This window comes from Pseudomonas sp. SDO5215_S409 (assembly GCF_054071325.1).
The window spans coordinates 18274-31730 of the sequence record NZ_JBSVWN010000030.1 but is presented as its reverse complement, the minus strand read 5'-3'; the positions used below and the strand labels follow the sequence as shown (position 1 = coordinate 31730).

General features: G+C 61.5%; 11 protein-coding genes. All 11 read left to right on the top strand.

From position 1 onward, the window contains the following. Positions 1-202 precede the first annotated feature (202 nt). Positions 203-1759, top strand: a complete 1557-nt coding sequence (gene tssA / locus ACW9H9_RS16580) for a type VI secretion system protein TssA (RefSeq protein ID WP_457341907.1) — start codon at positions 203-205, stop codon at positions 1757-1759. A 32-nt stretch (positions 1760-1791) separates the two neighbouring features. Continuing rightward, on the top strand, positions 1792-2295 hold the full coding sequence (gene tssB, locus ACW9H9_RS16575; RefSeq protein ID WP_457341906.1) for a type VI secretion system contractile sheath small subunit: 504 nt from the start codon (positions 1792-1794) through the stop codon (positions 2293-2295). Between the two features lie 28 nt (positions 2296-2323). Then, the gene (tssC, locus tag ACW9H9_RS16570) at positions 2324-3799 is read left to right on the top strand and encodes a type VI secretion system contractile sheath large subunit (protein ID WP_457341905.1); all 1476 of its coding nucleotides are present in this window, start codon (positions 2324-2326) and stop codon (positions 3797-3799) included. A gap of 12 nt (positions 3800-3811) precedes the next feature. Next, positions 3812-4219, top strand: coding sequence for a type VI secretion system baseplate subunit TssE (gene tssE, locus ACW9H9_RS16565; protein ID WP_457341904.1), 408 nt, complete (start codon positions 3812-3814; stop codon positions 4217-4219). A 347-nt stretch (positions 4220-4566) separates the two neighbouring features. Next, a complete protein-coding gene (gene tssF, locus ACW9H9_RS16560) occupies positions 4567-6354 on the top strand; it encodes a type VI secretion system baseplate subunit TssF (RefSeq protein ID WP_457341903.1) in 1788 nt (595 codons plus the stop codon). After that, positions 6318-7325 carry a type VI secretion system baseplate subunit TssG gene (gene tssG, locus ACW9H9_RS16555; protein ID WP_457341902.1) on the top strand — a complete coding sequence of 336 codons (1008 nt, stop codon included), beginning with the start codon at positions 6318-6320 and terminating at the stop codon, positions 7323-7325. Before tssF ends, tssG begins: the two co-directional genes overlap by 37 nt. A 13-nt stretch (positions 7326-7338) precedes the next feature. After that, positions 7339-9984 (top strand): type VI secretion system ATPase TssH, encoded by a 2646-nt coding sequence (gene tssH / locus ACW9H9_RS16550; RefSeq protein ID WP_457341901.1) that lies wholly within the window; start codon positions 7339-7341, stop codon positions 9982-9984. 10 nt (positions 9985-9994) lie between these two features. Then, positions 9995-11518 carry a sigma-54 interaction domain-containing protein gene (locus ACW9H9_RS16545; RefSeq protein ID WP_457341900.1) on the top strand — a complete coding sequence of 508 codons (1524 nt, stop codon included), beginning with the start codon at positions 9995-9997 and terminating at the stop codon, positions 11516-11518. 87 nt (positions 11519-11605) lie between these two features. Continuing rightward, the gene (locus tag ACW9H9_RS16540) at positions 11606-11746 is read left to right on the top strand and encodes a type VI secretion protein (protein WP_457341899.1); all 141 of its coding nucleotides are present in this window, start codon (positions 11606-11608) and stop codon (positions 11744-11746) included. Between the two features lie 17 nt (positions 11747-11763). Then, positions 11764-12960, top strand: coding sequence for a type VI secretion system-associated FHA domain protein TagH (gene tagH / locus ACW9H9_RS16535; RefSeq protein ID WP_457341898.1), 1197 nt, complete (start codon positions 11764-11766; stop codon positions 12958-12960). A 5-nt stretch (positions 12961-12965) separates the two neighbouring features. Continuing rightward, a complete protein-coding gene (gene tssJ / locus ACW9H9_RS16530) occupies positions 12966-13457 on the top strand; it encodes a type VI secretion system lipoprotein TssJ (RefSeq protein ID WP_457341897.1) in 492 nt (163 codons plus the stop codon).

Sequence of the window (13457 nt, the reverse complement as noted above, 5' to 3'; positions counted from 1 at the left end):
GGGATTCCCCTAGCTTAGTTATGTGAAACTCATTTTTTTATTAACACCACTGCTTGCAGTATGCCATCACTCTCAGTACGATTCGCCTGCCCTAAAAAGTGGGCGCGATCTCATGGATTGAACAGCGACGCAGCTATTTCATTGTTCCGGCTTATTAAAAACGCTTAAGCCCGGTAACGATGTTCTAAATCAAAGGCCATGGATGTCCTACTCAAGCAAACTCTCCGCTCATTATCTAGAACTCGCGCAACTTTCTATTTCTACAGAGAGTTTTGCGGGCGAAGACGTTCGTTTCTCGAGTGAATTCGAGGCGCTGGAAAACGAGCTGGGCAAAGCCCAATCCATGCATGAAAGCGGTCAGATCGACTGGCTGAAAATTCGTGAAAACAGTGAAAGCCTGCTGCGCACCCAATCCAAGGATTTACGGGTGGGCGCCTGGCTGACCTGGGCCTTGTATCAGCGTGAATCGTTCCAGGGGCTGCTGGCGGGCCTTGGGCTTTTGCACCATTTGTGTGAGCACCACTGGGCCGAGGTTCATCCGGCTAAAGCCCGCACACGTTCGGCGGCCATCAGTTGGTTGGTTCCGCGTCTTGAGCAGGTGCTGAGCGAAAACGTTGCGATCAAGGAGCAGTTGCCGCTGTTCCGCCGACTGGTCGAACACCTTGAAGGGCTGGACGCCGCCTGCACCGAGCATTTGGGGGATGATGCGCCGCTGTTGCTGCCGATCTCGCGACGGCTCAAAAGCATGGTGCAGCGCGCCGCCGACAACCAGCCCGAGCCTGGTGTGGTGAGTGCTGCGGTTGCGCAGGTCAAGCAGGCCGCCACGCAGCTGTTCACGCCGGGCGCGCCCATCGACAACGAAAAAGAAGCCCACAAAGCGTTGCGTGCGCAGCAGGAAAGTGCGCGTCCGTTGTGTGCCTGGTGGCTCAAGCAGAAAGCCACCGACCTGCGCGCGTTGCGCCTCAACCGCACGCTGCTGTGGCTGCCCATCGACGCCGTCCCCGAGCGCAATGCCGAACACATCACCGCCTTGCGCGGGCTGCCGGCGGACAAACTCAAGTCTTACCAGGACCGTTACGAGCAAGGTGCTTACGCCGATTTGCTGGTGGAACTGGAAGCCAGCCTGGCCAAGGCGCCGTTCTGGTTCGACGGCCAGCGCATGGTCTGGGAGTGCCTGCAAGGCTTGAACGCGGAGCTGGCGATGCGCGAAGTGGAAATCCATTTTGCGCTGTTGATTCAGCGCCTGCCCGGCATCATCGAACTGCGCTTTCACGACGGCGCACCGTTCGCCGACGCTGCAACCCGGGCGTGGATCAGCGGCAACGTCATGCCCCATCTGCAAACCGCCAGCGCACCGCGCAAGGTGGAGGTCGCCGACACCCAGCCAGCCTGGGAGCTGGCATTGGAAGAAGTCTTGCCGGTCTTGCGCAAGGACGGCCTCAAGGCTGCCGTGCAGATCCTCAAGCAAGGTTTGCAAAACGCCCAGGGCGGGCGCGTCAGGTTTTTCTGGCAGTTCGCCCTCGCTCGACTGTGTTTCATGGCCAAGAAATACGAACTGGCCAAGACCCAGCTCGAAACCCTCGACCAGACACTCCAGGACTCGGGCCTCAACGCCTGGGAGCCGGATCTTGCGCTGGAAGTGCTGCACCTGCTGCATAGCTGCTGCGAGCTGTTACCGCAGAACCATGCAGTGCGTGAACGCAAAGAAGAGATTTACCGCAGGCTGTGCCACCTCGACCTCGAAGTGGTACTCGAATAGGCCCCCGGGCCACAACCGCAAGGAGAAAACCCATGGCCAAAGAAGGCTCGGTAGCCCCCAAGGAACGCATCAACGTCACCTTCAAACCCGCCACTGGCGGTGCTCAGGAAGAGATTGAACTGCCACTCAAGCTGTTGGCAATCGGTGACTACACCCATCGCAAGGACGAACGCAAAGTCGAAGATCGCAAGCCGATCAGCATCGACAAAATGACGTTCGACGAAGTACTGGCCAAGCAAGAGCTGCAACTGACGTTGAGCGTGCCCAACCGTCTTCAGGAAGACAGCGACACTGAAGAGCTGGCCGTGAAACTGCGCGTCAACTCGATGAAGGACTTCAACCCGGCCAGCCTGGTCGAGCAAGTGCCCGAGCTGAAAAAGCTGATGGAACTGCGCGACGCACTGGTAGCCCTCAAGGGCCCGCTGGGTAATGCGCCTGCATTCCGCAAAGCCATCGAAGGCGTTCTTGCCGACGACGAATCCCGCGGTCGCGTACTGGGTGAGCTGGGCTTGAACGCCGCCGCCCAAGACGCTTGAGCCCTAGCCAGTCAAGGAAGCCAACATTATGAGCACCAGTGCAGCACAGCAAAAAGGCGCCGAGAGCGGTGAATACAGCATTCTCGACAGCATCATCGCCGAGACTCGCCTGACCCCGGACGACGAAGCCTATGACATCGCCAAGCGCGGCGTATCGGCCTTCATCGAAGAACTGCTCAAGCCGCAGAACGACGGTGAGCCTGTCAAGAAGGCCATGGTTGACCGCATGATCGCCGAGATCGATGCCAAGCTCAGCCGCCAGATGGACGAAATTCTGCACCACCCGGACTTTCAGTCCCTGGAGTCTTCGTGGCGTGGCCTGCAGTTGCTGGTCGACCGCACCAACTTCCGCGAAAACATCAAGATCGAAATCCTCAACGTCTCCAAAGAAGACCTGCTGGACGATTTCGAAGACTCGCCGGAAGTGATGCAGGCGGGCTTGTACAAGCACATCTACACCGCTGAATACGGCCAGTTCGGTGGTCAGCCGGTAGGCGCGATCATCGCCAACTACTTCATGTCGCCAAGCTCGCCGGACGTGAAGCTGATGCAGTACGTGTCCAGCGTAGCCTGCATGTCCCATGCGCCGTTCATCGCCGCCGCCGGTCCGAAATTCTTCGGCCTGGAAAGCTTCACCGGCCTGCCGGACCTCAAGGACCTGAAAGATCACTTCGAAGGCCCGCAATTTGCCAAATGGCAGAGCTTCCGCCAGTCGGAAGACTCCCGCTACATCGGCCTGACCGTACCGCGTTTCCTGCTGCGCAACCCGTACGACCCGGAAGAAAACCCGGTCAAGTCGTTCGTGTACAAGGAAACCGTTGCCAACAGCCACGAACACTACCTGTGGGGCAACACCGCCTACGCGTTCGGCACCAAGCTGACCGACAGCTTTGCCAAGTTCCGCTGGTGCCCGAACATCATCGGCCCGCAAAGCGGTGGCGCGGTGGAAGACCTGCCGTTGCACCATTTCGAAAGCATGGGCGAAATCGAAACCAAGATCCCGACCGAGGTTCTGGTTTCCGATCGTCGTGAGTACGAACTGGCCGAGGAAGGCTTCATCTCCCTGACCATGCGCAAAGGCTCCGATAACGCGGCGTTCTTCTCCGCAAGCTCGGTGCAAAAGCCGAAGTTCTTCGGCATCAGCGCAGAAGGCAAGGCCGCAGAGCTGAACTACAAGCTCGGCACCCAGCTGCCTTACATGATGATCGTCAACCGCCTGGCCCACTACCTGAAGGTGCTGCAGCGCGAGCAACTCGGTTCGTGGAAAGAGCGTACCGACCTGGAACTGGAACTCAACAAGTGGATCCGCCAGTACGTCGCCGACCAGGAAAACCCGAGCGCCGAAGTGCGTGGCCGTCGCCCGCTGCGTGCCGCCCAAATCATCGTCAGCGATGTGGAAGGTGAGCCGGGCTGGTATCGCGTCAGCTTGAACGTGCGCCCGCACTTCAAGTACATGGGTGCCGATTTCACCCTGTCGCTGGTTGGCAAGCTGGACAAAGAGTAAGCGGAGCGACTCATGACTGGATACGGCAGCCTTTTCGAACGCCTGGGTGGCGACGCGGACAAACGCGTCGGCTGGAGCCGCGAGGTTTCCGCCACGGCGTCCGTGGCGGCCCATCTGGCCAAGATGCTCAGCACCCGTGCGGGCAGCGTGCAAACGCTGTCCGACTACGGGCTACCCGATCTCAATGACATGCGCCTGAGCCTGCACGACTCGTTGAGTCAGGCCCGCCAGGCCATCGAACGCTTTATCGAAGCCTACGAGCCGCGCTTGAGCAACGTGCGTGTCATTTCCCTGCCGCGTGAACACGATCAGCTTCGCCTGTCCTTCAGTATTGAAGGCCTGCTGGAAGTCGATGGTTTCAAGCGTCAGGTCAGTTTCGCCGCGCGCCTGGATGGCAGCGGTCAAGTCAAGGTCAATTAAGGAGGCCTGCATGTCTGGCAAACCCGCAGCCCGCGTCCGGGACGACTCTTGCCGGGAATTTGCAGACGCCTGCGCCGTTTGCAACGCCCTTGAGCGTTTGACTGCTCAGTGACCAGATGCATGCCTGGCTCGCTCATTATTGACGCTTATTGTTTTGCCGGGCCGATGGTCGGCGGTTGGCATTCTGTTTTTTTGGCTGGCCTGCTTGCCTTAGGTATTGGGTGTGGGCTGGGTTTTTAAAGTGATTGAGCTTCAGCCTGAGGGCGCCACTGTCGGGTTGATTTTGACCGTTGGGAAAAGCCACCAGGGCACTTTATTCATGAGATTCACTGCAAGGCAGGTACGCCATGTCCTTTAACCACTACTACCAAAGCGAACTCACCGCACTTCGCCAGTTGGGTCGTCGATTCGCCGAGCGCAGCCCGGCGTTGGCGCCTTTTCTTGGGCAAGCCGGGCGTGATCCGGACGTAGAGCGGTTGCTCGAAGGCTTCGCGTTCCTCACCGGTCGCCTGCGTCAGAAGCTCGATGACGAGTTGCCCGAACTCAGCCATTCGTTGATGCAACTGCTGTGGCCCAACTACATGCGGCCGTTGCCCGCGTTCAGCATTTTGCAGTTCGACCCGCTCAAGCACGCCGGTCCGGCAATGCGGGTGGAGCGCGATACGCCGGTGGAAAGCATGCCGGTCGACGACGTGCGTTGCCGTTTCCGCACCTGCTACCCCACCGACGTGCAGGCCCTGGACCTGGCCGCGCTGACGTACTCGGTCAAAGGTGACGGCTCGCTGCTGAGCCTGCGCCTGGAGATGAGTGCCGACGGCCATTTCGGCGAGCTGGAACTTAGCCGCCTGCGTCTGCATTTTGCCGGTGAGCGTTACATCAGCCAGATGCTTTACCTGAGCCTGTTACGCAACCTGGACGGCATCGAGCTGGTTCCCCTGGATGGCACCGGCAAGGCGATCAACGGTGTCAGCGGCCAGCCCCTGGCGTTCAAGCTGCCCGGCGACCGCGTTCAGCCGGTAGGGTTTGCCGAGGAAGAGGCGCTGATCCCGTACCCGTTGAACACCTTCCGGGGCTATCGCTACCTGCAAGAGTATTTCGCGTTCCAGGACAAATTCCTGTTTGTCGACGTCAACGGCCTGGACCTGCTCAAGGCGCTGCCGGAAGACACCCTCAAGCAAATGCGCGGGTTGGAGCTGCGTTTCGACATTCGCAAGAGCGGCATCCTGCGCATGCGGCCCACGATGGACAACGTCAAGCTGCACTGCACGCCCATCGTCAACCTGTTCAAGCACGACGCATTGCCGATCCGTCTCGACGGCAAGCAGGACGAATACCTGCTGCTGCCCGCCGAATTCGACCTGCAAAACTGCGGCGTGTTTTCCGTGGACCGGGTCATCGGCTGGAAGCCGGGCGGTTTGGGCTACCAGGACTACGTGCCGTTTGAATCCTTTGAGCACGACCCCAGCTTCGACGTGCCTACCAGTCGTCCTCACTACAGCATCCGTCAGCGCTCGTCGCTGTTGCACGACGGCCTCGACACCTACTTGAGCTTTGGCATTCGCCATACCGAAGCCCATGAAACCCTGTCGATCGAGCTGATGTGCACCAACCAGAATCTGCCGCGCAAGCTCAAGCTGGGCCAGATCTGCCTTTCATGCGAGCAAACGCCGGAGTTCCTGAGCTTTCGCAACATCACGCCCGCCACGCCCAGTTACGCACCGCCCCTGACCCGGGATTTTTTATGGAAGTTGATCAGCAACATGTCGCTCAACTACCTGTCGCTGGCCGACGTCAATGCGCTGAAGGTGATTCTGGAAACCTACGACTTGCCGCGCTACTACGACCAGCAAGCCGAGCGCGTCAGCAAGCGCCTGTTGGGTGGGCTCAAGTCGATCAAGCACCAGCACGTCGACAGGCTGCACCGCGGGTTGCCGGTCCGGGGGTTGCGCACCGAGCTGACCATCGACCCCGAAGGCTACATCGGCGAGGGCGACCTGTTTGTCTTTGCCTCCGTTCTCAATGAGTTTTTCGCGCTTTACGCCAGCCTCAATTCGTACCACGAACTGCGGGTCAACAGCACACAGGGAGAGGTGTACCAATGGACACCACGTATGGGCCTTCAGCCGCTTCTCTAAGCGGGCTGACCCGAGGCATACGCGAATACTCGCTGTTTCAGGCCGTGATGCTGGTCGTTGACCGGCTGCGCGAAGCGCACCCGAACCTGAGCCACGATGATTTGTACGATCACCTGGAGTTCCAGGCCAACCCCAGCCTGGGTTTTCCGGGCAGTGATGTTGATCGTGTCGAGTTCTTCCACGAGCACGGGCAAATGCGTGCGCGCATGCGTTTCAACCTGATTGGCCTGGTGGGTTCCGGCTCGCCGTTGCCCGCGTTTTATGGCGAGCAAGCCCTGGGTGACAGCGAAGACGGCAACCCGACGCGGCACTTCCTGGACCTGTTCCACCATCGTCTGCAGCGGTTGATGCTGCCGATCTGGAAAAAATACCGCTATCGCGCCAGCTTTGAGAGCGGCGCCCTCGACCCGTTCTCCGCGCAGCTGTTTGCATTGATCGGCCTGGGGGGCGAAGAGATCCGCCGTGCGCAGGAACTGAACTGGAAACGCCTGTTGCCGTACCTGGGCTTGCTCAGCTTGCGGGCGCATTCGGCAGCGCTGATCGAAGCGGTGCTGCGTTACTACTTCAAGCACGCCGAACTGATCATCGAGCAGTGCATTGAGCGTCGCGTGCAAATCCTCGAGGAGCAACGCAACCGCCTGGGGCGCGCCAACACCTTGTTGGGCGAAGACTCAGTGTTGGGCGAAAGCGTGCGCGATCGCAGCGGCAAATTCCGCATCCACATCCGTGAACTGGATTGGCAACGCTTCCACGAATTCTTGCCGATCGGTTTTGGCTACCAGCCGCTGTGCGCGTTGGTGCGGTTCACCCTGCGTGACCCGCTTGATTACGACATTCGGCTGGTGCTGCGCCACGAAGAAATTCGCGAACTGCGCATCGGCGAGCAAAACGCCTGTCGCCTGGGATGGACCAGCTGGCTGGGCCGCGAGAAAGCGGACGGCGTGGTCACCCTGGGCAGCAAAATTCATTAAGGACGTGAGACTCATGAGCAACGTAGACCTGCAACAACTGATCCAGGCGCTGGACGCCGAAACCCGTCGCGACCTGGAGCGTTCCGCCGAGCGTTGCGTCGCCCGTGGCGGCCACAAAGTGCTGGTTGAAGACATGCTGCTGGGCCTGCTGGAACGTCCGCAGGGCTTGCTCGCCCGCGCGTTGCAGGACGCCGAAGTGGACGCCGGTGAATTGAGCGCTGCGCTGCAATCGCGGGTTGAACACAGTGCGTCACGCAACCCCGTGTTCGCCCCGGAGCTGGTGCAGTGGCTGCAAGATGCGCTGTTGGTGGCCAACCTTGAGTTGGGCCAGACCCAGGTCGAGCAGGCCGCGTTGATCCTGGCGCTGCTGCGCAACCCGATGCGCTATGCAGGCAGCCGCTACCAGCCGCTGCTGGCAAAATTGAACATCGACCGCCTCAAGGAATTTGCCCTGTCGCAGCAAGAAAAGCCTGCGTCTGGCAAACCTGCCGTCCCGGGCGAGTCCCTGCTGGAGCGCTTCACCCACAACCTGACCCAGCAAGCCCGCGACGGCAAGCTCGACCCTGTACTGTGCCGCGACGGCGCGATCCGCCAGATGGTCGATATCCTGGCCCGACGCCGCAAAAACAACCCGATTGTGGTGGGGGAGGCCGGTGTCGGTAAAACCGCCATCGTCGAAGGCCTGGCCTCGCGCATCGCCGCCGGTGAAGTGCCGCAGGTCTTGAGGGGCGTGGAACTGCTGTCGCTGGACATGGGCCTGTTGCAGGCGGGCGCTAGCGTCAAGGGCGAGTTCGAGCGCCGTCTCAAGGGGGTGATTGACGAAGTCAAAGCCTCGCCCAAACCCATCATCCTGTTCATCGATGAGGCCCATACCCTGATCGGCGCGGGCGGCAACGCCGGGGGCTCCGATGCGGCCAATTTGCTCAAGCCCGCATTGGCCCGTGGCGAGCTGCGCACCATCGCTGCAACGACGTGGGCGGAGTACAAGAAGTACTTTGAAAAAGACCCGGCCCTGGCCCGTCGCTTTCAGCCGGTGCAACTGCACGAACCCACCGTCAGCGAGGCCGTGACCATCCTGCGTGGCCTGGCCCAGGTCTACGAAAAGAGCCACGGCATTTACCTGCGCGATGACGCGGTGGTGGCCGCTGCCGAACTCTCGGCCCGTTACCTGGCTGGGCGCCAGCTGCCTGACAAGGCCGTTGATGTGCTGGACACCGCCTGCGCCCGGGTACGTATCAGCCTGGCTGCCGCGCCGGAAAGCCTGGAGCGGCTGCGAGGCGAACTGGCCGAAGGTGGCCGTCAGCGCCAGGCGCTGCGCCGGGATGCCGAAGCGGGCCTGTTGATCGATCATGAAGCACTGGACGCCCTGGAAGCGCGCCTGGACGACGCCGAAAATGAGCGGGCGGCACTGGAAGCACTCTGGATTGAACAGAAAGCGCTGGCCGAGCGCCTGCTGGAACTGCGTCAACAACTGGCCAAGGCCCGCGAGGCCGTGGCCGAGCCGGTGGTGAGCATCGAGGAGGACGCAGAGGGCACCGTGATCGAAACGCTGGCGGTCGATGAGGCCCAAAGCGTCGAGGCCCTGGAGGCCGCGCTCAATGAAACGCACCGCTCCGTGACCGACCTGCAAACCCGCGATCGGCTGGTGAGTTTTGAAGTGTGCCCGCGCCTGGTGGCTGAAGTGATCAGCGCCTGGACCGGCGTGCCATTGGCGCAACTGGCCCGTGAGCACAACGCCAAAGTCGCAAGCTTTGCCACCGACCTGCGCCTGCGTATCCGCGGCCAGGAGCAAGCCGTGCACGCGCTGGATCGCTCGATGCGCGCCACCGCCGCCGGCCTGAACAAACCGGACGCACCGGTGGGCGTGTTCCTGCTGGTGGGCCCCAGCGGCGTCGGCAAGACCGAAACCGCGCTGGCGCTTGCCGACTTGCTGTACGGCGGTGATCGTTTTATCACCACCATCAACATGTCCGAGTTCCAGGAAAAACACACCGTGTCGCGCTTGATCGGCGCACCGCCGGGCTACGTCGGCTACGGCGAAGGCGGCATGTTGACCGAGGCCGTGCGGCAAAAGCCGTACTCTGTGGTGCTGCTCGATGAAGTCGAGAAAGCGGACCCGGACGTGCTCAACCTGTTCTACCAAATCTTCGACAAGGGCGTGGCGAACGACGGCGAAGGGCGTGAGATCGATTTTCGCAACACGCTGATCCTGATGACCTCCAACCTGGGCAGCGATCGCATCAGCGAGCTGTGCGAGAACGGCGAGCGTCCGACCGCTGAAGTGCTTGAAGAAACCATTCGCCCGGTGCTCAGCAAGCATTTCAAGCCTGCGTTGCTGGCGCGTATGCGCGTGGTGCCTTACTACCCGGTGGGCGGCCCGGTGTTGCGCGAGCTGATCGAGATCAAACTCGGCCGCCTGGGCGAGCGTCTCAACCGTCGCCAGTTGGACTTCACGTACTGCCAGAACCTGGTCGACCACCTGGCCGAGCGCTGCACGCAAAGCGACAGCGGCGCGCGCCTGATCGACCACTTGCTGGACCTGCACGTACTGCCGCTGGTCGCCGACCGTTTGCTGGATGCGATGGCCACCGGCGAAAGCCTCAAGCGTGTGCACGCAACGCTCGACGGCAACGCCAGCGTCACCTGCGAGTTTGCCTGAGGTGGGGGTGATGTTCAGGTCTGTGCCGCAACCGCTGGTGTATGCCGAAGCGTTGCTGGATCAGTTCGCCACGCTGTCGCGTGCGATGGACGGCGAGGCACTGTTGGGTGGTTTTGTGCGCGCATTGGCGCAACTCAGTGGGTGTGAGTTGGCGCAACTGTACCTGCTGGACGCCACCCATACCTGCCTGAGCATGACCGCTGAATGCCTCAATGGGGCGCTGCAACCGCGGGAAACAAGAAGCCTGCCCGCCGACTACAACGGCGAGCAGTTGCTGCAATTTGCCCTGTGCCAGAACCGCGTGGTGTGCCTTGGCGAACTGGCCTCCAGCCTGCACGAAACAGGGTTCTTGCCGGGCCAGGCCACCCCTTGGCAATCCCTGCTGTGCGTGCCGTTGGTCAATCGCAATGGTGAGGTTGAAGGGGTGATGCTGTGCGCCAGTGCCCAGCACATCCACCTGCAAGGCTTTGCCGACTCCTTTGCTCGCCTGGGCTCGTTTGTGTTGGGGCAATTGCATTTGCTTCAAAACCTGCGTCGGCCAGACGCCGAGGTTTCAACGGCGCCGGCGCCGGTGGCCGAACCCAGCGCTAGTGGTTACGGCCTGATCGGTAAAAGCACGGCCATGCGTCAGGTCTATTCGCTGATCAGCAAAGTGCTGCACAGCCCCTACACCGTGCTGCTGTGCGGTGAGACGGGAACCGGTAAAGAAGTGGTGGCCCGTGCTATCCACGAATGCGGCCCCCGTCGCTCGCAGGCGTTCATCGTGCAGAACTGCGCGGCGCTTCCGGAAAACCTGCTCGAAAGTGAACTGTTCGGCTATCACAAGGGCGCCTTTACCGGCGCCGACCGCGACCGCGCCGGGCTGTTCGCGGCGGCTGATGGCGGGACCTTGTTGCTCGACGAAATCGGCGACATGCCACTGTCGCTGCAAGCCAAGTTGCTGCGGGTGCTGCAAGAAAGCGAGATTCGCCCGTTGGGCTCCAACGACACCCAGAAGATTGACGTACGCATCATTGCCGCGACGCATCGGGATCTGGAAGCACTCGTCAGCCAAGGCAAGTTCCGTGAGGACTTGTACTACCGGCTCACGCAGTTTCCCATTGAGCTACCGGCGCTGCGTCAGCGTGAGGGCGACATTCTTGACCTTGCCCGGCACTTTGCCGACAAGGCCTGCACGTTTTTGCAGCGTGATGACGTGAGCTGGTCCGACGGCGTGCTCGATCAGCTGGCCCGCTACTCGTTTCCCGGCAACGTGCGGGAGCTCAAGGGCCTGGTCGAGCGGGCGGTGTTGCTCTGCGAGGGCGGCGAGTTGCTGGTGGAGCATTTTTCCCTGCGCATGGAGAGCGTGCCCGAAGGCAGCGGCCGCACCCTGCGCGAACGCTTGGAGCAGGTCGAGCGCTGCATGCTGATCGATTGCCTGCGCAAGCACGACGGTAACCAGACCACCGCCGCCCGCGAGCTCGGCCTGCCACGCCGTACCTTCTTGTACCGCCTCGGGCGCCTGAATATCAGCGTGGGTGATGGCGATGAGTAAGCCCGGCATGTCCTATTTCAATTCAACCGTTCCTAACGGCGCCCCCGCAAGGGCCAGCGCCTTGTGCTGTTCCATGGAGACCCTCTGATGTCTGTTCGTCACTGGCAAGCCGTCCTGCTGACCCTTGTCGTTCTATGCGGCCTGGGTGGCTGCAGCGGCAACTACAAATTCAACGACACGTCCTATCGCCCACTGGGTGACCCGCAGGCGGCCAATCGCGGCAAGTGACCGCAAGGAGCATCACCATGGAACTGGTTTTCGAAATGCTGAACACCAAGCAGTTCGTCCCGACCGAGCTGTGCCAGAAGACCTTCAAACAGGCCGGTGGCGTGATCGGGCGGGGCGAGGACTGCGACTGGATCATTCCGGATCGCAAGCGCCACCTGTCCAACCATCACGCGTTGATCAGCTACCGTGACGGCACGTTTTTCCTGACCGACACCAGCAGCAATGGCGTCCGGGACAGTGCCAGCGGCGCACGCCTGCACAAAGGCGCACCGGTCCGCATCGAACACGGCAGCGTCTATGTGCTGGGGGACTTCGAGATTCGCGCACGGCTGGTGCGTGACCCGGCCACCTTTGATGTGGAAGTCGGTCGCCCGCAAGCCGCCGGCAGCATTATCCCGGACGATGCGTTTCTGGACCTCGACCCGCTCAACGCCCTGGATCAGCAGGAGCGTGTGTACTCGGAAATCGAGGAGCTGATTTCCCCCCGCACAGTTATCCAGGACACCCGTCAGCGCGCCGACTACGCGCGCATCGACATGGAAAGCCTGACGGTCCCCGAACTGGTGGCTGAGGAACCCGAGCCTGCGCCTGCACCGCCGCCCAAGGCCGTCGAGCGCCAGACCGAGGGTTTCTGGGAAAAATTCGGCGCCGCACTGGGCGTGAACCTCAAGGACCTGGACCAGGATGCCCGTGAAGCGCTCGCGCTGAACGCCGCGCGGCTGCTCAAGCAAAGTGTGGGCGGGTTGCAGCAAAGCCTGCGCACGCGCAGCGAGCTGAAAAACGAACTGCGCCTGGCCCAGACCACGGTGCAAGGCTCGCAGAAAAACCCGTTGAAGTTCGCCGCGGATTCCTCCGAGGCGCTGGGTATTCTGTTGCAGCCCAACAAACCCGGCCAACTGCCTGCCGAACAGGCCGTTTCCCGGGCGTTCCGCGATTTGCAGGCGCATCAGGTGGCGCTGCTCACCGCCAGCCGTGCAGCCGTTCGCGGCACCCTGGAGCATTTTTCGCCGCAACAACTGACCTTGCGTTTCGAGCGTGACAACAAGCCGTTGCTCGCCACGTCGGGCAGCCGCTGGAGAGCCTACGGGCGCTATCACCAGGCACTGCGCCAGGACGATGACTGGAGCGAGCGCCTGCTGGCCCGCGACTTTGCCCAGGCCTACGAAGAACAGATCCGCCTGATCTCTACCCTACACACCGACCACCAAGGATGATGCGCATGTCTCGCCGTTCGATCCCGTTTTTCTCCCTGCTGGCAGCCCTGGTGCTGCTGGCTGGCTGCTCGACATTGTCGCCGTACTCCAAGGTCACCAAGCTCAACCTGAAGCTCACCGCCAGCGATCAGTTGAACCCTGACCTCAACGGTCGACCGTCGCCCGTCGTGGTGCGCCTGTTTGAGCTCAAGCACCCGGTCGCCTTTGAAAACGCCGACTTCTTCAGCCTGTATGAGCGCGCCAAGGAGTCGCTGGCCCCGGACATGGTCGCCACCGAAGAGCTGGAACTGCGCCCGGGCGAAACCGTCGACCTCAAGCTGAGCGTGGAGGAGGGCAGCCGTTATGTCGGCATCCTCGCCGCCTACCGCGACCTGTCCGACACCCAATGGCGCTACACCCTGCAAGTCGCCCCCGAAGAAGCCACGGACAGCGACCTGACCCTGGACCAGAGCGGCATCCGCAACACCCACGGCGTGCTCGCCAAGGCAGGTGATTGA

Excerpts from the sequence above, each read along its gene's own strand:
- tssA (WP_457341907.1), top strand. The coding sequence starts at position 203 with ATGTCCTACTCAAGCAAACTCTCCGCTCATTATCTAGAACTCGCGCAA.
- tssB (WP_457341906.1), top strand. The coding sequence starts at position 1,792 with ATGGCCAAAGAAGGCTCGGTAGCCCCCAAGGAACGCATCAACGTCACC.
- tssC (WP_457341905.1), top strand. The coding sequence starts at position 2,324 with ATGAGCACCAGTGCAGCACAGCAAAAAGGCGCCGAGAGCGGTGAATAC.
- tssE (WP_457341904.1), top strand. The coding sequence starts at position 3,812 with ATGACTGGATACGGCAGCCTTTTCGAACGCCTGGGTGGCGACGCGGAC.
- tssF (WP_457341903.1), top strand. The coding sequence starts at position 4,567 with ATGTCCTTTAACCACTACTACCAAAGCGAACTCACCGCACTTCGCCAG.
- tssG (WP_457341902.1), top strand. The coding sequence starts at position 6,318 with ATGGACACCACGTATGGGCCTTCAGCCGCTTCTCTAAGCGGGCTGACC.
- tssH (WP_457341901.1), top strand. The coding sequence starts at position 7,339 with ATGAGCAACGTAGACCTGCAACAACTGATCCAGGCGCTGGACGCCGAA.
- ACW9H9_RS16545 (WP_457341900.1), top strand. The coding sequence starts at position 9,995 with ATGTTCAGGTCTGTGCCGCAACCGCTGGTGTATGCCGAAGCGTTGCTG.
- ACW9H9_RS16540 (WP_457341899.1), top strand. The coding sequence starts at position 11,606 with ATGTCTGTTCGTCACTGGCAAGCCGTCCTGCTGACCCTTGTCGTTCTA.
- tagH (WP_457341898.1), top strand. The coding sequence starts at position 11,764 with ATGGAACTGGTTTTCGAAATGCTGAACACCAAGCAGTTCGTCCCGACC.
- tssJ (WP_457341897.1), top strand. The coding sequence starts at position 12,966 with ATGTCTCGCCGTTCGATCCCGTTTTTCTCCCTGCTGGCAGCCCTGGTG.